Source organism: Rhodoluna sp., assembly GCF_036721215.1.
GTDB lineage: Bacteria > Actinomycetota > Actinomycetes > Actinomycetales > Microbacteriaceae > Rhodoluna.
The window spans coordinates 171146-197300 of the sequence record NZ_DAIMLM010000003.1; the positions used below are offsets into that span (position 1 = coordinate 171146).

General features: G+C 49.9%; 19 protein-coding genes, 1 tRNA gene, 1 other RNA gene and 2 pseudogenes. 6 read left to right on the top strand and 17 right to left on the bottom strand.

Translation table 11 applies throughout. The annotated features are described in order from the left end of the window. Positions 1–98 precede the first annotated feature (98 nt). Positions 99–2060 carry an acetate--CoA ligase gene (acs, locus tag AC9UCN_RS06135; RefSeq protein WP_509524951.1) on the top strand — a complete coding sequence of 654 codons (1962 nt, stop codon included), beginning with the start codon at positions 99–101 and terminating at the stop codon, positions 2058–2060. Between the two features lie 3 nt (positions 2061–2063). Here acs and AC9UCN_RS06140 read toward each other — a convergent pair whose 3' ends face one another. Both AC9UCN_RS06140 and sp36 read right to left on the bottom strand, forming a co-directional pair. Beyond that, on the bottom strand, positions 2064–2522 hold the full coding sequence (locus AC9UCN_RS06140) for a RidA family protein (protein ID WP_509524953.1): 459 nt from the start codon (positions 2520–2522) through the stop codon (positions 2064–2066). Then, positions 2523–2783 (bottom strand): Sp36 family protein, encoded by a 261-nt coding sequence (sp36, locus tag AC9UCN_RS06145; protein ID WP_509524956.1) that lies wholly within the window; start codon positions 2781–2783, stop codon positions 2523–2525. Here sp36 and AC9UCN_RS06150 point away from each other — a divergent pair. Next, positions 2743–5226, top strand: a complete 2484-nt coding sequence (locus AC9UCN_RS06150) for a transglycosylase domain-containing protein (protein WP_509524959.1) — start codon at positions 2743–2745, stop codon at positions 5224–5226. The two genes, sp36 and AC9UCN_RS06150, sit on opposite strands and share 41 nt — an antisense overlap. 51 nt (positions 5227–5277) lie before the next feature. Then, the gene (locus tag AC9UCN_RS06155) at positions 5278–6117 is read left to right on the top strand and encodes a metallophosphoesterase (RefSeq protein ID WP_509524962.1); all 840 of its coding nucleotides are present in this window, start codon (positions 5278–5280) and stop codon (positions 6115–6117) included. Positions 6118–6125: 8 nt separating this feature from the next. Here AC9UCN_RS06155 and AC9UCN_RS06160 read toward each other — a convergent pair whose 3' ends face one another. From AC9UCN_RS06160 to ffs, 6 genes and pseudogenes are all read right to left on the bottom strand, one after another. Beyond that, the gene (locus tag AC9UCN_RS06160) at positions 6126–6686 is read right to left on the bottom strand and encodes a hypothetical protein (RefSeq protein ID WP_509524964.1); all 561 of its coding nucleotides are present in this window, start codon (positions 6684–6686) and stop codon (positions 6126–6128) included. A gap of 81 nt (positions 6687–6767) precedes the next feature. Further along, positions 6768–7835: an aspartate-semialdehyde dehydrogenase gene (locus tag AC9UCN_RS06165; RefSeq protein ID WP_509524967.1), complete on the bottom strand. Its 1068-nt coding sequence runs from the start codon at positions 7833–7835 to the stop codon at positions 6768–6770. A 1-nt stretch (position 7836) separates the two neighbouring features. Beyond that, on the bottom strand, positions 7837–9102 hold the full coding sequence (locus AC9UCN_RS06170; RefSeq protein ID WP_509524970.1) for an aspartate kinase: 1266 nt from the start codon (positions 9100–9102) through the stop codon (positions 7837–7839). A 60-nt stretch (positions 9103–9162) separates the two neighbouring features. Further along, positions 9163–9759: a recombination mediator RecR gene (recR, locus tag AC9UCN_RS06175; RefSeq protein ID WP_509524972.1), complete on the bottom strand. Its 597-nt coding sequence runs from the start codon at positions 9757–9759 to the stop codon at positions 9163–9165. Between the two features lie 231 nt (positions 9760–9990). After that, positions 9991–11556: pseudogene (locus AC9UCN_RS06180) on the bottom strand (DNA polymerase III subunit gamma and tau); the annotation flags it as partial. Between the two features lie 34 nt (positions 11557–11590). Continuing rightward, positions 11591–11687: signal recognition particle sRNA small type (ffs, locus tag AC9UCN_RS06185), an RNA gene on the bottom strand. Positions 11688–11737: 50 nt separating this feature from the next. On the opposite strand from ffs, the gene AC9UCN_RS06190 reads away from it, so the two are divergent. Continuing rightward, positions 11738–11825 (top strand) — tRNA-Ser (locus AC9UCN_RS06190). 102 nt (positions 11826–11927) lie between these two features. Here AC9UCN_RS06190 and AC9UCN_RS06195 read toward each other — a convergent pair. The 5 genes and pseudogenes from AC9UCN_RS06195 to AC9UCN_RS06215 all read right to left on the bottom strand — a co-directional run. Beyond that, a pseudogene (locus tag AC9UCN_RS06195) lies at positions 11928–13967 on the bottom strand (heavy metal translocating P-type ATPase); the annotation flags it as partial. Positions 13968–13992: 25 nt separating this feature from the next. Continuing rightward, positions 13993–14214, bottom strand: coding sequence for a heavy-metal-associated domain-containing protein (locus AC9UCN_RS06200; protein WP_509524975.1), 222 nt, complete (start codon positions 14212–14214; stop codon positions 13993–13995). Between the two features lie 277 nt (positions 14215–14491). Beyond that, complete coding sequence (locus AC9UCN_RS06205; protein WP_509524977.1) at positions 14492–15169, bottom strand: DUF305 domain-containing protein; 678 nt, start codon at positions 15167–15169, stop codon at positions 14492–14494. Between the two features lie 6 nt (positions 15170–15175). Further along, a complete protein-coding gene (locus AC9UCN_RS06210; RefSeq protein ID WP_509524980.1) occupies positions 15176–15634 on the bottom strand; it encodes a hypothetical protein in 459 nt (152 codons plus the stop codon). 285 nt (positions 15635–15919) lie between these two features. Further along, positions 15920–17083: an SIR2 family protein gene (locus AC9UCN_RS06215; protein ID WP_509525012.1), complete on the bottom strand. Its 1164-nt coding sequence runs from the start codon at positions 17081–17083 to the stop codon at positions 15920–15922. Positions 17084–17166: 83 nt separating this feature from the next. Here AC9UCN_RS06215 and AC9UCN_RS06220 point away from each other — a divergent pair, with 83 nt between their 5' ends. Next, on the top strand, positions 17167–20976 hold the full coding sequence (locus AC9UCN_RS06220; protein ID WP_509524983.1) for a DEAD/DEAH box helicase: 3810 nt from the start codon (positions 17167–17169) through the stop codon (positions 20974–20976). A gap of 7 nt (positions 20977–20983) precedes the next feature. On the opposite strand, the gene AC9UCN_RS06225 is transcribed toward AC9UCN_RS06220, so the two are convergent. The 3 genes from AC9UCN_RS06225 to AC9UCN_RS06235 are packed head-to-tail and all read right to left on the bottom strand — an operon-like array spanning position 20984 to position 22823. Then, complete coding sequence (locus tag AC9UCN_RS06225; RefSeq protein ID WP_509524985.1) at positions 20984–21397, bottom strand: hypothetical protein; 414 nt, start codon at positions 21395–21397, stop codon at positions 20984–20986. 12 nt (positions 21398–21409) lie between these two features. Beyond that, a complete protein-coding gene (locus AC9UCN_RS06230) occupies positions 21410–22618 on the bottom strand; it encodes a tyrosine-type recombinase/integrase (RefSeq protein WP_509524988.1) in 1209 nt (402 codons plus the stop codon). Further along, positions 22611–22823: a helix-turn-helix domain-containing protein gene (locus AC9UCN_RS06235; RefSeq protein ID WP_509524991.1), complete on the bottom strand. Its 213-nt coding sequence runs from the start codon at positions 22821–22823 to the stop codon at positions 22611–22613. Before AC9UCN_RS06235 ends, AC9UCN_RS06230 begins: the two co-directional genes overlap by 8 nt. Positions 22824–22920: 97 nt before the next feature. Here AC9UCN_RS06235 and AC9UCN_RS06240 point away from each other — a divergent pair, with 97 nt between their 5' ends. Further along, complete coding sequence (locus AC9UCN_RS06240; RefSeq protein ID WP_509524993.1) at positions 22921–23463, top strand: hypothetical protein; 543 nt, start codon at positions 22921–22923, stop codon at positions 23461–23463. A gap of 202 nt (positions 23464–23665) precedes the next feature. Here AC9UCN_RS06240 and AC9UCN_RS06245 read toward each other — a convergent pair whose 3' ends face one another. After that, complete coding sequence (locus AC9UCN_RS06245; protein WP_509524996.1) at positions 23666–25669, bottom strand: bifunctional DNA primase/polymerase; 2004 nt, start codon at positions 25667–25669, stop codon at positions 23666–23668. Positions 25670–26155: the final 486 nt, after the last annotated feature.

The window sequence follows — 26155 nt, forward strand, 5'->3', positions numbered from 1 at the left end:
AAGTCAGTAATAAATTACCGACGCTTTATTCTAGGCAGGGATTAGTCCCCAAAAGCTCATTTGTGCCATTATTACCAGTGAGTTAGAAGGAGTTGGCAATGGTGCCGAACCAGTCAGATATCGAAAACCTTCTTCACGAATCCCGACGTTTCCCTCCTAGCGAGGCCTTTGCTTCTCAAGCCGTGGCCAAAAAAGAGCTCTACGACCAAGCCGCCAAGGACCGCCTTGGCTTTTGGGCCGAAAAAGCTAGAGAGCTTCACTGGCACAAGCCCTTTACCAAAACCTTGGATTATTCCAACCCTCCCTTTGCCAAGTGGTTCGAAGACGGCGAGCTAAATGTTTGTTACAACGCCCTTGATCGCCACGTTCTTGCCGGCAGGGGCGACAAAGTTGCCCTTTACTTCGAAGGTGAATCTGGCGACAGGTCTAAAATCACCTATGCCCAGCTGCTAACCGAAGTGAAAAAGGCAGCCAATGCCTTTGCTTCTTTGGGGGTAGCTCAAGGAGATCGAGTGGCAATTTATATGCCGCTTGTGCCAGAGGCAGTAATTGCCATGTTGGCAACTGCTCGACTAGGAGCTATTCACTCGGTGATCTTTGGAGGCTTTTCGGCCGAGTCACTTCGAAGTCGAATCAATGACGCCGAAGCCAAGCTAGTTGTAACCGCTGATGGTGGAAATAGAAAAGGTAAAGTCTTACCTTTGAAGCCAGCCGTTGATGAGGCGATATCAGATGGTGCCTGTCCGAGTGTGGAGCACGTGGTTGTTCTAAGACGCGGTGGCAACGAAGTTGCCTGGAATTTGAAAACAGATCTGTGGTGGGAAGATGTTGTCGGTAGCGCTTCTGATCAGCACGAAGCTAAAGGCTTTGAATCTGAGAACCCGCTTTTTATCTTGTATACCTCCGGCACCACCGGTAAGCCAAAAGGTATCTTGCACACTTCAGGTGGATACCTAACCCAGGCGGCTTTCACACATAAAGCCCTATTTGATGTTCATCCAGACAAAGACATTTACTGGTGCACCGCCGATGTTGGCTGGATAACCGGACATTCTTATGTGGTCTATGGGCCACTAACCAATGGTGTCAGCCAGGTCATATATGAAGGTACCCCTGACACCCCAGACTGGGGTCGTTGGTGGCAAATCATCGAAAAGTACAAAGTCAGCATCTTCTATACTGCCCCAACTGCTATCCGAACCTTTATGAAGCATGGTCGCGAGATTCCAGACAAGTACGAACTGAGTTCTCTTCGGCTTCTAGGTTCTGTTGGTGAGCCGATTAACCCAGAAGCCTGGATGTGGTACCGAGAAGCCATTGGTCGAAACAACTGCCCAATTGTCGACACCTGGTGGCAGACCGAAACCGGAGCCATCATGATCTCTGCTCTGCCGGGAGTCACAGCCACCAAGCCAGGCTCTGCCCAAGTGCCAGTTCCTGGAATCAGCTTCGAGGTAGTAAACGAAGCTGGAGAAAAGATAACTTCCGGTGGAGGCTACCTGACCTTGACCGAGCCTTGGCCTTCGATGCTTAGGGGTATTTGGAAAGACCCTGCAAGATTTATCGAAACTTATTGGTCGCAATACCCTGGCAAATACTTTGCCGGCGATGGAGCAATGCTCGATGACGATGGTGACATCTGGATTCTTGGACGAGTAGATGATGTTATGAACGTATCAGGGCACCGACTTTCAACAACAGAAATTGAATCGGCTCTTGTGTCACATCCGTTTGTTGCCGAAGCTGCGGTGGTTAGTGCAACTGATGAAACAACCGGCCAGGCAGTAGTTGCCTTTGTGATTTTGCGAGCAGATCAAGTCGGAATTGCGGGATCTGAATCAGAAGCTTCCGCAGTGCTTCGAGAGCACGTTTCTAAACAGATTGGACCAATCGCAAAGCCAAGACAAATCATGGTGGTTGCCGAGCTTCCAAAAACTAGATCTGGAAAGATCATGCGAAGGCTACTTAGAGATGTTGCTGAAGGAAGACAGATAGGTGACGTTACGACCCTGGCCGATACTTCCGTCATGAGTGTCATCGACGGAAAGTTTCACAGCTAGAAACTAAACCTCGACTATTAGCTCTATTTCAACAGGTGCATCCAAAGGCAGCACGGCTACCCCCACTGCACTTCTAGCATGGATTCCCTTTTCACCAAATACTTCACCCAAGAATTCGCTTGCACCGTTGACCACAGCTGGCTGACCGGAGAACTCAGGTACCGAGGACACAAATCCGACTACTTTAACGATGCGCTTTATCTTGTCGAGATCCCCAATGACTGTTTTCACTGCCGCGAGCGCGTTTAGAGCGCAAACGGTAGCTAGCTCCTTGGCTCGCTCTGGCGAGACGGATCCGCCAACCTTGCCGGTTTCGGCAAGGCTGCCTGCAATCATGGGTAGCTGGCCAGAGGTAAAGACCAGGTTTCCGGACTGAACGGCAGGAGTATAGGCAGCTAGCGGCTTGGCGGTTTCGGGCAATAAAAAGCCCAAATCTATGATTCTCTGCTCAATTTGGGACATTTAGCTCACCGGGCGCTTGAAGTATGCAACTAGGCCACCTTCTGGGCCAGTGACGATTTGGACCAATTCCCAGCCCTCTGAGCCCCAATTATTGAGGATTTGGGTGGTGTTATGAATGATTAGGGGGGTTGTGATGTACTCCCATTTTTGCATGGTCAGCCTGCTCTCAGGGTTTGATAGTAACCTTAAGTCTATTCTCATGAAAGGTCTGGCTTTCCCCATGCGCAAATTGTTAGGAAGACTCTTTGGCCTAAGCGCCATAGCCGGTCTACTGACTTTTGCACTTATTACTCCTGTTGCTGCCGTGGCTGGATATGCCTCCTCAGCCGGAATTGTCGCCTTTGAGGGCCTGCCCGAATACATCAAGCCAGTAAATGCCTCGCAAACCTCCACCCTTTATGCAAACCAGGACGGCAAGCCTGTTGCCCTAGCCAGTTTTTACCACGAGAACCGAATCTCGATCGATTACGACCAGATGAGCCCGAACATGATCAACGCCGTGATTGCTACAGAGGACCCACGGTTCTTCCAACACGGTGGCGTTGACATCCTGGCCCTAACTAGGGCAACCCTCGGTGTTGCCACCAGCGGACTTTCCGGCCCAGGTGGTTCCACAATCACCATGCAGTATGTCAAGAACACATTGGTCGAAGCCGCCAACATCGCAGGTGACGAAGCTGGTATTGCGTTGGCCACCGAAACCACCATTGAACGTAAGATTCGCGAAATCCGATTGGCTATCGCTCTTGAGAGCGTTAGCACCAAGCAGGAAATTCTTGCCGGATACCTAAACCTCGCTTTCTTTGGAAACCGACTCAACGGCATCGAGGCTGCTTCGAATTACTACTTTGGCGTTACGGCTAAAGACCTAACGGTCCCGCAAGCCGCGATGCTAACCGCGATGCTTAGGGCACCAAATGCTTATAAGCCAGACGTGGCTGAGAACCTCCCGGTAGCCAAGACTCGAAGAGACTACGTAATCAACAACATGCGAGACGAAGGTTACATAACCTCGGCTGAGGCAGAAGCCTATAAGGCAGAGCCGGTTGTGCCAAACATCACTGAAACCAACACTGGTTGCGAAGCTAATCAGGAAACTGCGTACTTCTGTGACTACGTGGTTTGGGTGGTTAGAAACTCCGAAGAGTTTGGCGCCACTCTCGAAGATCGCGAAGTGCTACTTCGCCGCGGTGGACTTGAGATTTACTCCACCATGGATCTGGAGTTACAAAACACGACTGATGAAGTCGTAAAAGCAGAGTTACCAGTTGATAACCGCTGGGCACTGGGAGCCGCTTCTGTTTCTGTAGAAGTTGGAACCGGTCGAGTGTTGTCCATGAGTCAAAACCGAATCTTCGATCAAGAAGTTGACGAGGACCCCACCACAACAAGCGTGAATTACTCCTCGGACAAAGAATACGGAGGCTCTTCTGGATTCCAGACCGGTTCGACCTACAAGGTTTTTGTTCTGGCTGAGTGGCTCTCAAAGGGTTTCTTGCTCGGTGATCAAGTTGATTCACGAGATAGGCTCTGGAAAGTCGAAGACTTCTCGGCCAAGTGTGGCGGCATCGCAGGTGATTGGGATCCGAATAACTTCGGTAACGCCCAGTTCGAATATCTGAGTGCGCTTAGCGCAACTATCCAGTCGGTAAACACCTCCTTTGCAACCATGGCATCATTTTTGGATCTCTGTGACATCAGAGACCGAGCCTCAGCCTTTGGGGTCAAGCGAGCTGATGGTAACGAGCTGTTGTATGTTCAAGCCTCAGTTCTTGGTACCAATGAGCTTTCTCCATTGACCATGGCTGCGGCCATGTCTGGGTTTGCCAACGATGGAATCTATTGCTCTCCGATTGCAATTGACCGAGTGGTTGTTAGATCAACCGGGTTAGATATGAAGGTGCCGGTTACCGAATGTAATCGTGCTGTTACTTCAGAGGTGGCAGCAGCGGCAAGTTATGCATTCCAACTAGTAATGAGTGGTGGTACCGGATCAGCGTCGCGAACTCCTGACCGAGTGCCCCTGGCTGGAAAAACTGGTTCCACTGACGGTTTCCTTCACACTTGGATGACTGGATACTCCTCCAAGGTCGCAACGGCAACTTGGGTTGGAAACGTTTCTGGCACGCAAAACGTCGGTGGTGCTTCAATTGATGGCACACCAGGTGGATCCCTAAGACATGAGATTTGGCGCCAAATTATGACAGTCGCCAACGAGCTATACCCAGGAGAATCCTTCCCAGCACCACCTCCGATGTATCTCGGCGCTTCGAATGTGATCATGCCTGACGTCAACGCCCTACCTCCAGAGATCGCTCTTGAGATCCTTCGGGATGCTGGATTGGCGGCTCAGATTTCTGGCAGTCAGGTTCTTTCATCTAACCCACCGGGAACTGTAGCCTCGGCTGACTATGGAACGGGTGCAGAACTGCCTCGCGGAACTCTAGTTACTATCTCGCTTAGCCGAGGAGGAACAGTTGCGGTGCCAGATGTTGCAGGCTTGAGCATCGCTGATGCAACATCCAGGTTGCTCTCCTATGGTTTCTCTGCCGTTAGTGCGCCACAACCTAGTCAGACTCAGTACTTTGTGTACTCGTCAACTGTCCCCGATGGAATGGTAGTTGGAACTAACCCAGCTGCTGGTTCATCAGCGGATGCTCTAGGGGCAGTGCTACTGATTATTAGCAAGGGACCTTCCACTTGATGATTAGCCAAGGACCTTCCGCTGGCTAGTATCTGGCTAGCAATTGGCTTTTTGGCAATAGCCATTTGGGCAATTGTCATAGAGCGGCAGCTTTACGTTATTCGTCGTGAATCCATAAGGGTGCTTCCAAAAGGAAGCGACCCGATAAACGTCCTGCAAATAGGAGATATCCACTTAGCTTCCTGGCAAAAATCCAAGCAGCGCTTTATTCGAAACTTGGCAAGCCAGCCAATTGATCTCGTGGTGAACACCGGAGATAACCTTGGGCACAAAAACGCGATCCCGCCGCTCCTGGAGTGCCTCGCACCACTAATGGAAAAACCCGGCGTATTTGTAAACGGCTCAAATGATTACTACGCTCCGGTTCCCAAAAACCCAATCAGTTACGTCTTTCGCTCCTCAGATGTTCCCAAATCAGCCAGGCTAGAAACAGCCAAGATGACCAATGCTTTTGAGCAAGCTGGCTGGATTAACCTGAACAACAAAGCTGCCGAAATCGAGCTTTCCGGAAACCGCATTCGCTTTATTGGAGTAGACGATCACCACGTTGGCAAAAGTAACTTATCGGAGCTAGCCGCGAGTCAAACCTTTACCATCGCACTCACTCACGCTCCGTATCTTGAAATACTTAGAGGACTTACTCTTCGAGGGGCCGAGCTGATATTTGCTGGACACACCCATGGCGGTCAGGTGAGGCTGCCAATTATTGGCGCACTAACAACCAATAGCGATTTACCAAATAAATTTGCCAGAGGAACTTCTGGGTGGAGTTTTGAGGGTAAGAATTCAATTCTCAGTGTGGTGGCGGGACTTGGAAACTCAATTTTTGCACCGGTGCGATTTTTCTGCAGACCAGAGGTCCGGCTAATCACACTGCTCGAGGTTGACTAGGTTATCTACTACTCGCTTTTTGCCCATGCGTCTGGCCCAAGCACAATAAAGTCTTCCGCTGAATTCTCACAGCGCGCAGTTTCTCCCACAACGAAGCAGGTAAAACCAAAAGCAGTTATCTGTTCCCCGTCCTGCAGGGAAGGAGAAGTTGAAGCGTCTGAGTATGGAGAATTTACACAAGTGAAGTCAGCAGTTACCTCACCGGCAGTTGCACTGCCCAAAAGCTTTATCTGATTGCCGTAGGTGAATTCGCAATCCGAAGGCTTTGGTAGCGGCTCGTAACGAACTTCTGTTTCTTTGTGTTCGCAAATTGCGACATCGTCATACTCGCTTAGCGTGCACCAGGTTGGTCCGGTTCCAACCTTAAAAATGATGTCTCCATAGTCAACCAGGAACAAGTCTGAATCCACCTGCACAACATCAGCTGGCGCTTCTTGAGGAATAAGGGCTGGGTCAATGGTTGGAAGTGACTGCGACCCATCGGGGTTTGTGGGGGAAGTTTCAGCGCTGCAGCCGGAAAGGCTGAGCGAGACTATCAGTAGCGCAATTGAAATTGCTTTGTGCCCCATGGCTTAAGGATAGCTATCGGGCTTGAACTAGCTTGCCAAATCCACGCCGTGACTTATCAGAATCAGATTAAGTAATGAACCTTAAAATTCTTTAGCGACCAGCTCGGCAATCTCGTATGTGTTTAACGCAGCGCCTTTTCTAAGGTTGTCCCCCACCACAAACATGTCGATTGAGTTCTCAAAATCCAAAGCTTGCCTAACCCTGCCAACAAAGGTTGGGTCCTGGCCCGCTACGTGGTTCGGGGTCGGATAGATACCCTTTTCAGGGTCATCCATCAGCACAACGCTCGGAGATGCCTCGAGCTCCGCCTGCACCTCGGCAACGGTTAGAGGATTCGCGAAGGTGGCGTGGACAGCCAGCGAGTGAGACACCTGAACCGGAACCCTTACGCAGCTAGCTGCCACCTTTAGATCCTTAATTCCTAGAATCTTTCGCGACTCGTCTCGAACTTTCATCTCCTCCGAGGAATGTCCCCCGGCTTTTAGCGATCCAGCCATGGGAATTACATTCAGCGCAATTGGTACTGGCCAAAGTGAATCAGCTTGGTTCAAACCGGCTGCTTTTAGCAGTGACGCAACATCTCCACTTCTGGTTCCAGCAAGCGGATCGGTGGCTACCGCTGCGATTTCCTTTTGCAGCTGGTCTACTCCAGCAGCACCCGCACCTGAAACTGCCTGGTAACTTGCAACAACCAGCTCGGTTAGTTTCCACTTCGCGTGCAGTGCTCCAAGAGCAGCCATCATGGTCAAGGTTGTGCAGTTGGGGTTCGAGATTATTCCAAGTGGTCGGTTCTTGGTCTGCTCAGGATTTACTTCTGGAACAACAAGTGGCACTTGATCGTTCATTCGGAACGCTGCTGAATTATCAACCACAACCGCGCCGTGTTCAACCGCAATCGGTGCCCAAATTTCTGCAATCTCATCTGGAACATCAAACATGGCGATGTCGATACCATCAAAGGCTTCGGGGGTTAGCTCAACCACAGTTAGGTCTTGACCGTGAACCTTAATCTTTTTTCCAGCAGATTTTTTGGAAGCAATTAGGCGAATCTCACCCCAGATGTTTTCGCGCTCGTTGATGATTGAAACCATCACGGTGCCAACAGCTCCGGTAGCTCCAACTAGTGCGAGGTTCGGTTTCTTGGACAAGTTATCTGCCAGTTCCTGCGTGAACAACCGCTTCGGTGTCGCCATCTAGACCAAAGGCGCTGTGAACCACTCGGGCAGCCTCGATAACCTGATCGCTTCGGGTAATAACTGAAATTCGAATCTCCGAGGTTGAAATCATTTCAATGTTGACTCCTGCTTTTGCTAGAGCGCCAAACAAAGTTGCAGAAACTCCCGAATGAGTTTTCATTCCCGAACCAACAACGGAAAGCTTTCCGATGCTCTCATCAAACTGCAAAGAGGCAAAGCCCATATGACTTTTTGCTGCTTCAAGAGCCTGGATGGCCTTTTTTAGGTCTTCGGCAAGAAGAGTGAATGAGATATCGCTTAGCTTGGTGTTGGAAACAGCAACGTTTTGAACAATCATGTCGATGTTGATACCAGCTTCTGCGACTACGGTGAATAGTTCAGCAGCCTTACCAGGAACGTCGGGAATGCCAACTACGGTGATCTTGGCCTGGCTCTGATCGACCGCAACGCCTGCGACTATTGACTCTTCCATGGTTTCTCCGCTCGAATAAATGGTAGTGCCGGGGTTATCAGTAAAACTAGAGCGAACCCTAAGGTTCACTTTATGGCGCCTCGCAAATTCAACCGCCCTGATGTATAAAATCTTGGCTCCAGCAGCAGCCAGCTCAAGCATCGACTCAATATCGATTGCGTCGATTTTTTTAGCTCTTGGAACAGACCTCGGATCAGCGGTATAAACCCCGTCGACATCGCTGTAGATCTCGCAAACATCAGCGTTTAGACCAGCAGCTAGAGCAACCGCCGTAGTATCTGAACCACCGCGACCAAGAGTTGTTATATCCCCGCTGGTTGGGTCAAATCCCTGAAATCCAGCAACAATTGCGATTTCACCTTTATCTATAGCTTCTTGAACCCGGTCTGGGGTTACTTCAGCGATACGGGCATTTCCATAGGTTGAATCGGTAATGATTCCGGCCTGCAAGCCAGAGAAAGATCTTGATTTTTCACCCATGGAGTTAATCGCCATAGATAGCAATGCAACGGAAATGCGCTCACCTGCAGTAAGCAGCATGTCTAGTTCTCTTGGGGTAGCTTCCGGATCGTTGGAAACGTTGTTGGCTAATTCCAAAAGATCATCGGTAGTGTCTCCCATTGCGGAAACAACGACGACGACTTGATTCCCGGCACGGTGAGTTTCAATAACTCTTTTGGCTACCACTTTGATTTTTTCAGCATCGCCCACGGATGAACCGCCGAACTTCTGAACAATCAGTGCCAAAGGATGCTCCTGTGGGATTTTTGGGGAGACTACCTCAATCTTTGAGGTAAGAAGCCAAGTCTAGCTGACTGTCCTTCTGCCCTCAAAGGCCCGTCCGAGAGTAATCTCATCGGCATATTCCAAGTCTCCGCCCACCGGCAGACCTGAAGCTAAGCGGGAGATGGTGATTCCCATTGGTGAAAGCATTCTGGTGAGATAAGTGGCTGTTGCCTCACCCTCCAGGTTCGGGTCGGTAGCAATGATTACTTCTTTAATCTCTGGATCTGCAAGCCTGCCAACTAGCTCCTTGATGCGCAGGTTGTCGGGGCCAATTCCTTCAATTGGGCTGATGGCCCCACCAAGCACGTGATACAAACCCTTGAATTCCCTGGTTCGCTCAATGGCCTGAACATCCTTAGATTCTTCAACCACGCAGATACTTGCCTTAGAGCGCCTCGGGTCTCGGCAGATATTGCAAAGCTCTTGCTCGGCTACGTTGCCACACTGCTCACAGAAGCGAACTCGTTCGCGAACCTCATTCAAAACCTGAGCTAGCTTGATGGCCTGATCCTCATCTGCCTGTAAAAGGTAAAAGGCGATCCGCTGCGCGGATTTAGGTCCAACTCCAGGCAGTCTTCCAAGCTCATCAATTAGCTCTTGGATTACACCTTCATACATCTAGCGACCGCCAGCTTTAGGGTCTTGAATTGGCTCAGCACCCAGGACTTCACGAAGCAATGATTCACCATATCTAGCGTCTTCGTTGACCATTGAGTTTCTAGAATTAGGTGCAGTCTTTGCCTCCGGAGCCTCGCTCACTTCTTGTTCAACAACTTGAATAACAGTGGTGGCAGGCTCTGCCTGCTCGGTCACCGAAGCAACTTCGGCACCTTCTTCGATGTGTGGGCGGAACTTAACTTGAATTCCAAGAACTGCAAAGATTGCTTTTCGCAATGCATCTGTTGAGCGACTATCTGCCTTGAACGAATCAAGATCTTTTTGGCTCAAGAACTTCAATGTAAGAACATCATCGGTTAGATCCATAACGGTAAGCGTGAAGGCAACCATCCAAGCCGCTCTAGATTCCTTCTTCACCTGACCGATTATTTCCGCCCAAGCACTCATCAAGACTTGTTGTGTAACCGCAGGAACAGAGCCAGCTGCAGGTTTTGCTACCGGAGCAGCTGCCGCTTTTGCAGGCTGTGGGGTTTCAGCTCTTGGAGCAGTAGCTACAGCTTTTGGAGCAGCAACACTTGGGGCTGGGGTTGCTACCGGAGTACTTACTGATTCAGCTGCTGGTGCTACGCCCATACGGCGCTCTAGTCTTTCGATTCTTGCAAGGGAACCAACTTCAGTTTTGTCGCTTGCTGGAACAAGAACCTTCGCACACATCAACTCAAGCTGAAGCTTGGGACTTGTTGCACCAGACATTTCTGTAAGTGCGTTAGCAACCGCTCCTGCAGCGTGGGTTAGCTCTGCCATTCCAAAGCTCATGGCCTGAAGACCCATTTTCTCGAGTTCATCTGGCGCTATGCCCCTTAGAACCGACTTAGCCTCTTCGCCAACCGAGAGGACAACAATTAGGTCCCTAAGTTTTTCTAGAAGGTCTTCAACGAATCTTCTAGGGTCCTGGCCCGATTGAATGACCTTGTCAACGCTTGAGAACACAAGGGAAGAATTCTGAGTTGCGAAGGCGTCGACGACCTCATCAAGCAAGTTAGCGTGGGTGTATCCCAAAAGTGCTGCTGCCCTGTCGTACTCAATCTCAGCAGAGCCAGACTTTAGTTCTGAACCAGCAATTAGTTGATCCAAAAGAGATAGTGAATCTCTAACTGAGCCGCCACCTGCTCTGACAACCAGGGTCAGCACCCCTGGTGCTGGCTTTACTTTTTCGGTGGCACAAACTTCCTCAAGATAGTCGAGCATCTCCGCTGGAGCTACCAAGCGGAACGGATAGTGATGAGTTCTGGAACGAATGGTTCCAATAACTTTTTCCGGTTCCGTGGTAGCAAAAATAAACTTTACGTGAGCAGGTGGTTCTTCCACGATCTTTAGAAGGGCATTGAAACCTTGAGGTGTAACCATATGGGCCTCATCGAGAATGAAAATCTTGAATCTATCTCTGGCTGGAGCAAAGATTGCCCGTTCTCGTAGATCTCTTGCGTCATCAACACCGTTGTGGCTAGCGGCATCAATTTCAACAACATCTAGCGAACCTGATCCGTCACGAGAAAGTTCGATACAGCTTGCACATTTCCCACAAGGAGTATCGGTTGGACCCTCGGCACAGTTTAGGCAGCGAGCAAGAATTCTTGCGGAGGTTGTTTTACCGCAACCTCTAGGACCAGAAAACAAATATGCGTGATTTACCCGGTCTGTTCTAAGCGCTGTCATCAGCGGTGCAGTGACTTGAGCTTGCCCGATTAGTTCGGCAAAGGTTTCAGGTCTATAGCGACGATAAAGGGCTTGATTCACTTTTCTAACCTAGCTCCTTTGTACGACAGACCAATAAAAAGACCCCCCGCACACCCATCAGAGCCCAGCTACCCTTGCTATCTTTCGATCCTGGGGGAGTTCACCAAGATGACGCCGCACGGGGAGTCAGCCTCAATTCTAACGCGACCCCTGAGACGGCTAAACTGAGAGAACCGAACCAGGAGAATTCGCCTAGTGGCCTATGGCGCACGCTTGGAAAGCGTGTTGGGTGAAAGCCCTCGGGGGTTCGAATCCCCCATTCTCCGCCAGCAACTCCCTTGATTTAGAGCCTCAGTAGGGGCGTTTATTGAGGGAGTTTTTGCTTTATGTGCAAGTGTGTGTGCAAGTTCATGTCCCTGGATTCCAAAAATCTAGTGCGATAATTTTCCGATCTTTAGCCTCAGTGCGTTTAAGACGACAGAGACGGAGGAAAACGCCATCGCAGCACCTGCCAGCATAGGATTCAAAAGTCCCAGAGCTGCTACAGGAATTAGCAAAACGTTATAACCGAAAGCCCAACCTAGGTTTTGCCAAATGTTTCGGTGGGTTTGCTTTGCAAGTCCGAGTGCGTATGAAATAGCCCCTGGATTGTCATCTAGGACTGTAACGCTCGATGCCGCCTGCGCAGCATGAGCACCGGAACCCATGGCTATCGAGACTTCTGCCGCGCTCAGGGCGGCGACATCATTGATACCATCACCAACCATGGCGGCGTGAGGAATGTTTCGAACGCGCTCCAACTTCCCTTCGGGAGTCACCCCACCCTCAAACCCCTCAATGCCGAGCTCTTTGGCAACTTGAAAAACTCGATCTGGGTTATCACCACTGAGTAAGAAGCTTTTAATTCCCACGCTCTTTAGATTGGCAATAGCTTCTTTTGCACCAGGTCTAATGTTGTCGCTTAGTTCAATCAGACCGTGAGCCCGACTGTCCCAAGCTACAACGACCAAGGTGTTAGGTCCCGCTTCTCTGATCGCATGGTCAAGCTCTTCTTGATTCTGATACTTGGCGGGCTTCCCCACTGAAACAAGTTGGCCTTTAATCAATCCGCTGAGCCCAACACCGGAAATCTCTTTGATGTCAGTCGCAATCAAGTCGGTCGGGACTTGGTTTACTGCTTTTGCTACCGGGTGCTTGGATCCTGCCTCTACGGCACTTGCGTAGCGAAGCATTGTTTCGCTATCTACTCCACCAAGACCAGTTGCTCTAACCACCCTTAGCTCTCCGTCGGTTAGAGTTCCGGTCTTATCAAAGATCACGGTCTTGACCTGGCTTAGATTGCGCAGGGTGTCAGGGTTTCTAATTACCACCGACCGCTTCGCTCCCAAGCTTGTTGCGACCACAAGGCTCATTGGAACCGCAATGCCAAGGGCGCAGGGGCAGGCAATAACCAAAACCGCAATCGCTGCCTCAAGCCCTTTGGTGCTATCGCCAAGCAAGGTCCAAACGGCAAAGGTCAAAATCGCGAAAATAATAACCGCCGGCACAAACACACTTGAGATGCGGTCTGTTAGCGAGGCTAGCTTTGTCTTCTGTGCGGTTGCCTCACGAACCAAATCTGCAATTTGACTCAGCCGAGAGGTTGCGCTGGTGCCGGTTGCAAGCACTCGAATTTCGCCGGATAGCGATGTTGAGCCGGCGGTAAGCAGTGCTCCCTCGGTCAGCTCCTGCGGAAGCGATTCACCGGTGAGGGTTGAGCTATCAATCGAGGCGTGCGCAGACTGCAGCTCACCGTCCACCGGAATGCGCTCCCCAGCTGCAACCAAAACCAAATCCCCAGGTCGAATCTCAGCGGTGTTTACACTCACCCGCTGACCATCTCGCTCCAGGGTTGCCTGCTGGGGGATAGAACTGAGTAGTGCTCGAACAGAGTCAGTGGCGCTGCGCCGAGCCCGAACCTCTACGAATCGGCCCAAGAGGACCACGGTCGGCACGACAGCTGCAACCTCGAAATAGGTGTGCATCTCACCTGCAAAAACCAGATAGACGCTGTAGAAGTAGGCAACCGAACTACCCAGTGAAACCAGGGTGTCCATGGTCGAAGAGCCATGGCGAAGGTTTTTTAGTGCAGCATAGTGAAACGGAAACGCCACATAGAAAAACACTGGGGTCGCCAGTGCAAAGACCAGCCACTGGTGACCGCCAAACATAAGCTCCGGCACCATCGAGAAGGCAACCGCTAACGCGGACAGCAATCCGCCAACAAACAACCTTGGTCTAAGTAGCGCAAGCTCAGGTTTGCCTTTGCCAACTTTGTATCCGGCAGCTTCAACTGCAGACTCCAGTACCGCGGTCTCGCCGTCAAATTCAACGTGCGCCTTTTCCGTTGCAAAATCGACATAGGCTGTAACACCCTCCAGCTTGTTTAGGTTACGTTCGACCCGTCGAGCGCATGCTGTACAAGTCATGCCCTCGATCTCAAGCTCAATAAGTTTCCTACTCATTTATCGTTGTGAAGCCAGTTGCCTCATAGCCAGCTTCGGTAACTGCCTCGGAGAGCTGCTCATTGCTAACTCCATCGACCTCGACTGTGGCCTTGCCACCTGCGTGGTCAACTTGAACATTGGTTACACCTTGGACAGTGACTAGATTCTTCGTTACGGTCATTGCACAGTGGCCACAAGTCATGCCACTGATTGCGATTTCTATCTTGCTCATTTTTTCCTTTTATGTTGGGTAGTCGCTTTTGCTAAGCGAACAGATTAGACGAGGTCATAAACTTTCTAGCTTGCAAGTTATGCTCCTCGAAGGTTTCAGCATCATCTGATGCTTGTTGTTTGGATTAGGTAGCTGTGAGTACCTGAGTTCAAGCCTAAGAATTCTTGCCTCTAAAGCACAGACAAGGGATCTCAATACCCCCCGGGTTAACAGGGCTTCGATCTCGTCCAAGTTTGAAGTGAAGGGCCCCGGCATTCGCACTCCGGGGCCCCTGGGGCTAACCCAAATCGAGAAGAATCTGAGTCAACTCTTTAATTTGTGCAGTTTGGGAGGTAACTATTGCCTCTGCGAGTGCTCGCGCCTCAGCATTTTTAGAGTTGGTAATCATCTCAGCCATCAGAATTGCCCCTTTATGGTGCTCAATCATGCCTTCGACATAAAGCTTGTCAAAAACAGCCCCTGTCGCCTTTTCTAGTTCAAGCATTTCCTTTTCGCTCAGCATCCCATCCATGCCCATTTCGTGGCCCATTTCCATAGGTGCACCGGCATAATCCAGCCAGCCCTTCATCTGCTCAATCTCGGGAGCTTGTTCGTTCAAGATTCGTGATGCTATCTCGCGCACTCGTGGATCGCTGGCACGAGTTTCGGCCAATTCTCCCATGTCGACTGCCTGCTGATGATGAGGAATCATCATCTGGGCAAACATTATCTCCATCCCATCAAAAGAGGTGTTGGCTGATGATTCCTCAGAAGTTTCCGAACCTCCCATCATGCCTGAAGTGGGCATTGAGTCGTCACTACCAAAATTAATCGTGCAACCTACCAACGAGATGCCCATGAGAGCACTGGCTCCCATTAAGACAGCTGACTTAACTAATTTTTTGTTCATTTCGTTATCCTTAAATATTTCGTAAATTCCTAATGATTTGAGTTCGCGGCGCTCTGCCGCCGTCATAGGAATTTATGTTCTAAGGACTCCGAGCGAAAGCAGGTTGACACTAGTTATGGAGTCGTTCTTGGTCTTTTGATGCTCTCTTTTCCGATACGAAGGTAGCAAGGCCGCGGTCGGGGCAAAACTCTTTTGCTGGCGAAGGGTATAAACGAAAACGAAGAGAAAAACCACAGCCGGTAGGACCGTCAACAAGATAGATACTGGATCGTCCGGACTTTCTGCAATGTTGTTGAATACTCCCGAAATGGGACTAATCACAACTGCATCTTTGGGAGACCCAACGTGCTGTTCCAGGTATGTTTCAGGCTCATGGACGAGAGTCATAAGTGAGCCGTCTGGCATGACATGCGTGTCAATTGAATTGTGTAGGGGCCCCAGACATACCGCATGAAAAACGGGAGCAAAGCCTATCAGCAAGCTTGCAAGTGCAAGAGTTAGGTACTTGCTGAAAATTTGCTTGGTAAGCATTGTTCAACAATACCACGGTTTGCCTGAGTAAAAGCTGGGATACGCTTCAAGACTCCACCCAGGTTTTACCGAACTGACAGTGACTTCGTTGAGACTAGAATTTGGGTCTCTTCGAAGACCGACACGTACCGCGATTGGCGAGGAAGTTTGGAACATTTACCCGCTCAAGGGTTCTATGGAGGCAAATGGAGAAGGCACCTTGCTGGTCATACCTCCTACCGCGGGCGAATAGAAATCGCCTCTTTGGCATGTCGTAGGCGAAGCCCCCAGCCTGGACAGCGCGAACTAATTTGTGGTCTTGAAGGCGACCCATGCCTGAGACTTATCTAAGGCTTCGATACCCCTACCGAAAACGGAAAGGTTGAAATCGAGATCTACCTTCTTGTCCAAAGACTCAGAGAGAGTCTTGATGATAAAACTGCGATTAACCTGTTTACCTTTACTGACTACAAGAATTTTCAGATCTGCTCCCCGGCTGAAGATTTCAAGGGCAAGTTTTCGATTTAATTCGTTATCTCTGAATGAGTACCCAACAATTAGGAGATGATTCGCTGATTCAAGCGATTTTTGAAAAGATTGATACGCGAACCTAAAGGGCTCTTCTTTGATAATTTGCCCTTTATCTGAGGTGTTTGTGAGAACTACAACTGGCCTCAGAGGTATGGTCTTGCGCAATATCCGGTTGAATAGTGCATGGTCGCGCAGATCAGAATTCCGAATCTTGACTGTCTCCAATTCGCCAGGGTCCCTCCAAAAAAGAGTTGAACCGTGCAGGTGGAGAAGCCTGAACCTCCTGGCTGGAACATCGGCCCAGTTTTTTCTCAGAGTTATAGCGTTGATGTTGTGCTTGCCTAGCCTTATTTTCCTCACTGAAGATGACCTACCATCACCCATATCGAGCAGCTGATTCTTCAAGGTCGCAACAAGAGAAGTTAAGAGAATCGAGTCATAGTTCAGATTTGCGATATCGACCTTGTCAAAATCTGTGTCCATCAGTGCCCCGATAAATGAGCCGATAACCGAGTTTCCTGGGCTAACTTCAGATGCAAGCTCGTCTATCGTTTGTAAAATGACTGCGATCCCTATGTCGCTCATCCGACTCACGAAGGAGTTGGTTTTGGCTATGGCGTCTCTGAGGTCCAAATCGCCCGATTTTGCGACTAGGGCCAAATTGTCCAATGTTGCTAGTGTTGCATTTTGATGGTGCAGAGCGCCAACCAGTTCTTCAAAGTTAGTGTCGAAAAATTCCGTATGCCGCTTTGCTATGGCCCGCAGGGCATCTGCATATTCTGGACCTATTGAAAGACGACTTTGTAATCTCAGGAGGATCTCTTCCGTAAGGCTCGATAGCTCCAATTTATGATTTGCCGCAACACTTAGACCATTGCCGGCAACAACCACGATGCGTCTCATGTCCACCCAAGCGTTGTTTTGCAGCTGACTCTCCACTGCCAACGTTATTTCAAAAACGTCCGACCCTCGCTTTAGACTCTTGATAATGCCGATGGGGAGACAAAAGTGGGGGGTGTCAGATGACTTTTGATGACTTCTTGATTCATCTCAACCAAAGCGCTCATGGCAAAGGGAAAGCCTTTGAAGAAGCAGTTGAGTGGTGGCTAACCAACGACATCTACTGGGGTTCACTATTCGAACCGCATAGTGTTGCCATGTGGGAACGGTCAGATTTTAGAGACGGAGTTGACATCGGCATAGATCTGACCGCTCGTGACCGGCTGGGAAACGTATGGGCTATCCAGGTGAAAAACTGGAGTCAAGAGCGCGGTCTCCCGAAGTCAGAGATTGATAAATTCCTCGCTACCTCGAACACTGCTGTTTTTCAAAAGCGATTGCTGATCACGACCACAACATCAATGTCCCCAAACGCTATAAGGGCCATAGAAAGTCAAGAGAAGCCTGTAGTGATTGTGGATCTTGAGGGATTAAGGCAGTCAGAAATCTGGGGTGGCTTTTTAGAGCGACAAAGTCCACTGAAGCTTCAGGCCAAGAATGCCCTCCCTCATCAATCTGATGCGATTGAGCACGTCACTAGCGCCTTCGCTAAAGGCGCGATAAGAACGCAGCTGGTAATGGCCTGTGGATCGGGCAAGACTCTAACGGCACAAAGAATTGCCGAAACCTTAGACTCCCACTGCACATTGGTACTGGTCCCTTCCCTCCTTCTTCTTCAACAGACACGTCTTGGTTGGTTGCAGGATAAGATAAAAGACTTTCAATCGTTGGCAGTCTGTTCCGATGAGTCTGTAGTGGCTGATCAACCGACCCAGAGGACCCTGGAGCTCCCATTCCCCGTAACAACGGATAGCAACGAGATTTTAGATTTTCTGAAGCAACAAGGCAGAAAAGTTGTCTTCTCGACCTATCAATCCTTTGACGCAGTGTCGCAGGCTCTTCATGAAAATGACAACAAAGTAGATTTGGTTATCTGTGACGAAGCCCATCGGTTGGCTGGCAGCAAAGACAGTAAGTTTGGCAAAGTTCTTCGCGACGCAGCTCTGGAAAAAAGTCGCTATCTATTCATGACGGCAACTCCAAAGTACTTTGTGTCCAAAAAGGCAAATTCGGATGATATTGACACCAGCGAAGTTGTGTCAATGTCAGACGCAGAGCTTTTTGGTGAAGTTTCATTCTCCTATAGTTTTGCGTCAGCAATTAGGGATGGCAGGCTCGCGGACTATCGCTTGATAATTGCTGCAGTCACAGATTCACAGGTGCTAAATGCGATTCGCGAGCGCAAGTTATACGCCATCTCGGATTCCGTTATCGATGGGGAGCTCCTTGCATCTCATTTCGGTTTAGCGAAGGCAATGCGGGACTACTCAATACAAAGCGTAATAAGTTTCCACTCCAGGGTTTCCAGAGCAAAAGACTTTGTTGCTCTTCACTCACAGCTATATAGCGAGTACCCTGACCAGTTTCAGGAGGGCAATCTTGTTCTTTCAACTTGCCTCACCGGATCCGATCCGTCGGCGCGAAGAAAGCAAATACTTTCAAAATTGGGGAATATCCAAACTAAGGAATTTGGTCTCGTTAGCAATGCCAGATGCCTAACTGAGGGTGTTGATGTCCCAAACTTAGATGCGATTGCTTTCATCGACCCAAAATCTAGCCAAATCGACATCGTCCAAGCAGTGGGTAGGGCTATTAGAAAAGGTACTAGAAACAAAAAGATCGGTTACCTAATTGTCCCGATCTTTGTCGATGAAAACGAGATCCGTTCGGGTGAAATTCCTGCAGGTCGATTTAAGGCCGCCATCGAAGTCATCAATGCACTCAGGGCTCATGACGAAGGTCTAGTCATAGAGCTGGACTCAGCAAGGCGACAGCTAGGTGCCATTCAGCGTTCAGAGCCTGGACTGCCGGACCGGATTGTCCTCGACATACCATCTGAAGTTCCGGTTGAGTTTGCTGAGAGAATTCAAGCCTTCCTCATCAGAAGTTCCAGCCAAAGCTGGGAGGAAAAGTATGGGCGACTCCAAGACTTCCTGGAACTTAATGGGCACCTAAGGGTCCCTAGCGATTCCGATGATGCAGAACTTGCATCACTTTATTCTTGGATGTCAGCTCAACGTGCCTTGCATGCAAAAACCTTGATTAGAGAGGACAGACGGACACGCCTCGAAGCACTTCGAGGGTGGACATGGGAACCGTTCGATTCAGCATGGGAGACGGGTTTAGCGGCATTAAGAAAGCACCTCGCCAATGGTGGTTCCACTACCGTCCCAAGGAACTTCACGTTTGACGGCGTCAACCTGTTCAATTGGATGCGCCTTCATCGAAATAAGAGCTATCGACTTTCTAAAGAGAGAAAAGAGCAGCTTGAGGCTCTGCCGGGATGGCGATGGAATCCTTTTCAAGATCAGTGGGATTCTAAGTTTGAACAGTTGCGTGACATAGTCTCCACTGATAACAATTTCACGTTCAAATCTTTAGCAGAACCTCAGCGTTCGCAATTGCGCGAGTGGCTTACTTATCAGCGGAAGCATCGTTTCAGTCGACTGGACGATGAGCAAAGAAGGAAACTTGAGAGCCTGAATGGCTGGACCTGGGCGCCATTGGACAAACGGTGGGAAAAGAAGTTTGCGCTTTTGCAGACTTATGTGCAGAAATTTGGCACCTCAAGAGTGCCAGCACAAGCCAGCTTTGAGGGAGTGAGACTTGGTGCCTGGGTGTCGCAACTCAGGGCTAAACGAGAGTCACTTGAGGACAGTAAAATCTCCGATTTAGAGTCGCTTCCTGATTGGACCTGGTCTCCACTCGATGACGACTGGGATGAAAATTTCGACGCGCTTCAGCGCTGGGCAGCTGCACATCCGCATACACCTGTTACATCAAGTCTTGTTTTCGAAGGCAAAAGATTGGGAGATTGGCAAATCCGCCAGAAAAAGAGACGCCTATCGTTAGAAAAGAGCCGTATTGAACGCCTGGAGTCCCTAGCCAATTGGGAGTGGGACAAGTCCGACCCCTGGGAGTCTAACTACGAACTTCTCTTAGAATACCTTGAGGCGTCCTCCGGAAACTTGCCTACGCTTTCTTCGCGATACAAGCAGGTGGCATTGGGGACCTGGCTGGATCGGCAGCGCCGGCGATTCTCTGATCTCGATGACAGAAAAAAGAAGCTCCTATCTGAACTGCCTGGATGGGAAGTTCTCTCCAGCACAAGCAGAGAAATAAATTTGCAGGGCACTACTCTGCGTGGCATGGCATCAGTGGCAGAAGCTCGGAAAAAAACCGAGTGGGACAGCAAGTTCTCGATTTTGGAGAAGTACGTGCAAAAACACGGCACTTCAAGCATTCCCAAAAGTGAAATGGTTGGGGACTTCGAACTAGGAATGTGGGTCAAATACATTAGATCTAAGCGCGAGGGGCTTGATCCGGCCCAGTTGTCCCAGCTCGAAGGTTTACCCGGATGGACGTGGGACCCACTGGAATCTCGATGGCTAGAGAAGTTCGAAGCCCTCAAGGACTTCTGCAAGGAGAGTGGGCATGCGAGAGTTGCTCAAGGTGTAATTCACAAAGGTCAGCCGCTTGGGACGTGGGTTAGCTACCAAAGGAAACACAAGCAGGAGCTTGGGGAATCCAAGGTTAAAGCACTGGAAAGCCTGCCCGGCTGGAGTTGGGATCCAAAAGAAGATGATTGGCAAAACGCGTTTCGCGTTTTTTCAAGCAATCCAGATATTTCGTTTGCAGGTCGCGAAGGCAGAACAATTGTTATAGACGGTATTGGAATTGGAGCCTGGCTCAGAACTCAGAGGTTGAATTTTGACAAGCTCTCTCCAGAAAAGCAGGCTGCATTGCGTGCATGCCCAAATTGGGTTTGGTAGAACACACCTAAGGTTCCAAATCAAGCGCCCCTGTTACGAGAGAAATCTGCTCAGCTACTCTTCGCTGCTCTCCAGTTGAAAGCCATCTAAAAAACGAATTGCCAGCCGAGCCGATTGGTTGCCAACCGAGGGTTTTCAAAATGACATTCGCGTGACCTGGATCATTAGCCCCAGTGGCCGGAGAATCAACCACCAAAAGCGTGGCTTTACTTTGCTGAAAGATGCGCATACGCGCACTGTCTTCGTTTTTTGGATTTTTGAGTTTCAAATTCGAGTATTGAATACCCCTAGAGACTTGGATCCGGGGTGTTTGGGACAAGATGATCTCGATCTCATCGATTGAACGCAAAGCAGTCTTTGGAAGTACAGCCTTAACCGCAGAGCCCTCTGGCTCTCTCGCAACTTTAGTGATTTCAGACAATTGATCAGCCAACTAGCTAAACCATTCTGTGAAGCGTTGCAATGCCTCGGACTGTATTGTCGGAGTCACGTGCGTGTAGATATTCAGAGTCGTGCTGATGTCAGAGTGCCCCAGCCTCTCCTGGACAATCTTCGGGTTCACGCCGGATTGCAAAAGCAAAGTTGCGTGAGTGTGCCGAAGGCCCTTTAGCGTGATAGAAGGTAGATCACCAATATTGGCTTGAGCTTTGACTATTAGCCTTGCCCATCTAGCAGTGACATCGTTTGGAATCCTTAGCTCATTATTTAGGGTTGCGAACATGAATGCGTCATTGGCAACGAACTCTGGCCCCAAGAGCGCTCTCACCTTTTGGTATTCGGACAGAACTTCCAAAGTCTTGGCATCGATCATCACTGATCTTGCCTTGTAAGTTTTCGTTGACTTCACTGCACGAGATGCCGAGACGTCCGCCGCTCGACGAATAGCAAGTGTTGAAGTTGAGAAGTTTAGGTCCGACCACCTAAGTGCAACCGCTTCGCTCCTGCGCATACCGGTCATAGCGATTAGGAGCCACATGGGATAGAGGTCATCATCGGCCTCAGAGTGAATCCAGGTGAGAAGGTCGTTCAGTTGTTCCTTGGTCAGAACCTCTTCAGAAGCAGTCAGGGATCGGGTACGCCTCCCCTGTTTCGGAGCCTTGACCGTGCGGTGCTTCGCTGGGTTATTGAAGATTAGGCCCAGATCTTTTGCAGATTCAAAGATTGCTGCAAGTACAAGGTGGATTTTGGAAACAGTCGTCTCTGAAAGAGCCGAGCCGAATGCTTTCACATCCTTGCGACCGGACGAGCGCAACTTCGAGTACAGGAGTCTGATCTCGGAAGGTTGAATCTCAGACATAACGCGATTTCCGAAGAATGGTTTGAGGTGAGTGCGCACAATCTTCCTGTAACCCATCAGAGTCGACCCGGCCACATCAAGATCCGCAAGCCATTCCTCAGCGAAAGCAGAGAAGCGAGTGTTTGCCTCAACCGCTGAGACTCCCATGGTGGTTCTGGCAAGTGCCGTGGCTAGGTCTTGCTCTGCCATTCTTTTGGACGCGTATCCGCTCTTTGAAATTCGCTTTAGGGGGCCATTAGGCATCTCAGGGTCAGCAGGGACGGTCGCCTGCCACCGGTGAAGAATTCTTCCGTCAGGTGCCTTGTAACTAAAAACCGTACCCTTACCTTGAAGGCGCTTAGTCATCCTGATTAGCCTTTACCTGAATGTCTAAAAGCTGAATCAGCGCGTCCTTGAGGATTAACTTCTTGCGGCCGCCTAATGGCAAAACCGGCAGTCGCCTTTCCTTCAACGCTTTTCCAACAGTTTTTCGATCGACGCGAAGGATTGCTGCAACCTCTTGAATTGTCAAAACAGCCTTGGGGTATGCCCGAAGCTCATCTAGTGTCATTGTTCCTCACTCGCACTTGTTTTAAATTAAGTACCATTCTAGCACGACTTTTGGGGTTTTATGGTGCCTTTTTCAAAAATAGTGCGATGATTGAGTTATGTCGGAGAAAAAAATAGTTGTGACGAGACTGCTTGAACCAGCGAAGTATCGAGCTGTCGGGCCCACATCGGGCGTAATCAGACCCCTTGAAGTACCGTCGGACTTTTCTTACAGCGTCAAGATCGAGGATCTCCCGGCTTTGGAAATTGGGGGGAAATGGGATGGCGATAGGCTTCGCGTCACCCATCTCTCTATGGATCTCGACAGCGGCCTAAATGCTACCCATCTGATTCGGGTCAAACTCCCCGATCTGGTCAATGCCGTTGCTGCGGATGCCGTGCCAAACTCAGAGCTTTGGAGGTCCAGGGAAAAGTTTGAGCAGTTCCCACCGCATGGGAAACCAGAGCAATATTCGCGGATTGCTCAGCTGTACTGGTTTCATCACCTCTCCTGGGGTGCGCCTCGACAGGTAATTATGGACTTTATGGGTTGGTCTAGAAACAACACAAACTTTCACCTAAAACAAATCTCCCAGGTGATCGAGTTGCCGGCTTCGAGGGAGTCTGCTTCCGCAAGACAAATCCGCACCCAAAAACAGTGAGCGGCGAGAGCCGGTTATGTACATTTTGCTACTCGTCCTTATACAGTAACAATCTTTGAAGTTAAGGTACTGAGGTCGCCTAACTTAGACAGCCGTCGTAACGTCCCAAACCATAGGTTTGGGGAACGTTGACGACGTCTACCTACTGATCGGCCAATTGTCACAACGTCAAAAAATGACGATTTTTGACATTCCGGACGTTCTAGTCTTCCGAGTCAATTTCCATGGACCCGGAGTACTCATCGAGAATCCCGGCTTTGATTGTCCGGTGAGCCACAGCAAAAAGTTCGAATGCTATTCCAGACTTTTTTGCGTCTCGGGAGACTCTGTTCCAGACATTCTTCTGTCCCTTTAAGACACCCTGCTCTAACTCGTCGGCCCTGATTAGTTCTAGTGCTTTTGTAAATCTTTCATTCCGAGCTATCAATTCAGCCCAGTTGATATCCTTGCTTCGGTCATGGAGGGTGTGGCGAAGCATGGGTGAAGTGTGCCTGACTAGTTCGAGCTTTTTCGACGGCAATGGAACCCTGCTTTTTTCGCACGAGAGCGCAAGCTTCGGGTCATCGGGTTTCCCGGTAAGGCTCCACACTAGGTCTACGTCGCCCTTCTTCGCTGAACCGCCTCGCATTCCCGCGTCAGCGTTTTTGCCGGTGTGATCAATGCGAATGTAGGCGATTCCGCGCGACTTTAGAGCCTTTCCGGCGTGGATGTAGAACTCAAGCCAAGTTGAATTTGAGTTTTCATCTCCACTAATGGTGCGTGAAACCGTGTCCATGATCACCAGGCGGGGCTTTACTCGCTCAATGATCTCCACTAGCTGCCGTCCACCTTTAGCAGTGTCTAGGGGATCCATCTCTGGAAAGGAGGAGTAAACAAGGTTCCCGATGTCTTTAGCTTCATACCCCATGTTTCTTAATCTGGGTACTACATCGCCCTTTACCGTGTTTTCGTGGTCAAAATAAAGAACCTTCATCGGCTCCAAAGGTGGAAGTCCCAAAGCTGATTTTCCGCTTGCGAGCGCCGCACAAATTTCCAGCACAACTAGGCTTTTGCCCAGTCCGGCTTCGGCGTATATGGCGTGTGAGCGCTCATCACAAATAAGGCCAGGCACCAGCCATACCTCTTCGGATTCATCGGCAAAAGCACTTTCCCAATCCACGATATTGAGATGCACCGCCTCAGGCCCTGGTGGGCTTGATACGGCTGAGGACTGAGAATCGCCAGTCAATGGGTATTCCACCGTTTCAAACTTCGGCCCTCTGGGTGTTGCCGCCCCGAGCTGGATTGCCCCTCCCCCACTGCGACGGATTAGCGTGTTGACCGCTTCCTCCTCTGTCAGCCCAATTCTCAAAGCAGCATCCACAAGGGCAGTCACCCCTTGTTCAAACGGAATTTCTCCACCCGATATCAGTGAGCCGATTTTCAAGCCACTCTTGAACAGGGTGCTATTTCTGGAGCCCTCTCGACTCGACAAAACTGCCTCAACCTCACCTTCAAGAGCGGACAGTCCGTAGGAGGTGATCGGATCGCAATACAGTTCCATGTCATCAAGGGGAAGTCCTACCGATGGGCTCCCGGACCTAGATGAGCTAACAAGCTCTAGTACCTGAGAATTCAACTCCAAGGGTTCTTTCTCAAAAGGTGACCGATCAACCAGCCACTCGTAATAAACACCCGATACGTGCCGTGATCCGGGAAGCAGAACGTAGCCATTGTGCTTGATGTCAATGCCTGGCGAATCAGCACCTAGGCTCCCACGTAGCTTAAGCCCTTCCGGAACTCTGTAATAGAGGTGCATCCCCCTCGTGGAGCGACCATCGACCACCTGAGCTCCTGTGATTGCCGCCCAAGACTGGCCGAGAGGCTCCGTCAACCAAGTTTCAAACAAATCCCAGCTGGCATCGCCACCATTTCTTGGATCAATATCAAAAACCATCAGGCCTGATAACTTCAGATTCACAGCCCAGTTGCAATTTGGGAATTTGGAGTACCACTCAGAGATAACCTCTGCATCCTGCGTGGCAGCATCCATGCCGTTGTTGGTGACAGGGTGCTTGCCAGCGCTGTTGTCGTTTTCGTGTGCATCTCCGCAAGTGCACCTTCCCTCCGTGATTCCGTGCACAGGAAATACAAAAAAGTTCTTAGTTGTGATACCTAAGAGTGTTTCCAGGGATAGTGCTGGGTATTCATTGTGTAAAGCCGTCATTTTGAACCTTTCCTTAGTTATATGGGACCTTGTTTAAGGCAGGTTCCATTATGGCGACGAAAAGGTTGCTAGTAAAGCAGTGTTCGCCCAAGGCGTTAGGAGCGGAGCTACTCTCTGTCTGGTGTGCAAGTCAGTGTGCGGACTCTAATGGTCCAAGAAACCCATTGATGTGCAAGTGTTGTGCAAATAGGCAAGAAGAACGGTTCAAAATTGCCACAGATTCGCCTAAATTCTTGTCAGGTACAAGCGGTATGGGCTGTTCGAATCCCCCATTCTCCGCCAGCAACTCCCTTGATTTAGAGCCTCAGTAGGGGCGTTTATCAAGGGAGTTTTCGTTTAATGTGCAATGTTGTGTGCAATGTCGCCCGACTGTATTCGGAGTGTTCCGCTTGCGAGCTAATTAGGATTTTTTTACCCATCTAAACGTGAGAAAGGTGAAGACGACTCCAAGGGCAACCCAAATAGCAATTGCAATCGCCACTTGAT

What these genes read in the sequence shown, in the direction of transcription:
- acs (WP_509524951.1), top strand. Translation starts at nt 99, where the DNA reads ATGGTGCCGAACCAGTCAGATATCGAAAACCTTCTTCACGAATCCCGA.
- AC9UCN_RS06140 (WP_509524953.1), bottom strand. Translation starts at nt 2,522, where the DNA reads ATGTCCCAAATTGAGCAGAGAATCATAGATTTGGGCTTTTTATTGCCC.
- AC9UCN_RS06150 (WP_509524959.1), top strand. Translation starts at nt 2,743, where the DNA reads ATGCGCAAATTGTTAGGAAGACTCTTTGGCCTAAGCGCCATAGCCGGT.
- sp36 (WP_509524956.1), bottom strand. Translation starts at nt 2,783, where the DNA reads ATGGCGCTTAGGCCAAAGAGTCTTCCTAACAATTTGCGCATGGGGAAA.
- AC9UCN_RS06160 (WP_509524964.1), bottom strand. Translation starts at nt 6,686, where the DNA reads ATGGGGCACAAAGCAATTTCAATTGCGCTACTGATAGTCTCGCTCAGC.
- recR (WP_509524972.1), bottom strand. Translation starts at nt 9,759, where the DNA reads ATGTATGAAGGTGTAATCCAAGAGCTAATTGATGAGCTTGGAAGACTG.
- AC9UCN_RS06200 (WP_509524975.1), bottom strand. Translation starts at nt 14,214, where the DNA reads ATGAGCAAGATAGAAATCGCAATCAGTGGCATGACTTGTGGCCACTGT.
- AC9UCN_RS06205 (WP_509524977.1), bottom strand. Translation starts at nt 15,169, where the DNA reads ATGACGGCGGCAGAGCGCCGCGAACTCAAATCATTAGGAATTTACGAA.
- AC9UCN_RS06210 (WP_509524980.1), bottom strand. Translation starts at nt 15,634, where the DNA reads ATGCTTACCAAGCAAATTTTCAGCAAGTACCTAACTCTTGCACTTGCA.
- AC9UCN_RS06220 (WP_509524983.1), top strand. Translation starts at nt 17,167, where the DNA reads ATGACTTTTGATGACTTCTTGATTCATCTCAACCAAAGCGCTCATGGC.
- AC9UCN_RS06230 (WP_509524988.1), bottom strand. Translation starts at nt 22,618, where the DNA reads ATGACTAAGCGCCTTCAAGGTAAGGGTACGGTTTTTAGTTACAAGGCA.
- AC9UCN_RS06235 (WP_509524991.1), bottom strand. Translation starts at nt 22,823, where the DNA reads ATGACACTAGATGAGCTTCGGGCATACCCCAAGGCTGTTTTGACAATT.
- AC9UCN_RS06240 (WP_509524993.1), top strand. Translation starts at nt 22,921, where the DNA reads ATGTCGGAGAAAAAAATAGTTGTGACGAGACTGCTTGAACCAGCGAAG.
- AC9UCN_RS06245 (WP_509524996.1), bottom strand. Translation starts at nt 25,669, where the DNA reads ATGACGGCTTTACACAATGAATACCCAGCACTATCCCTGGAAACACTC.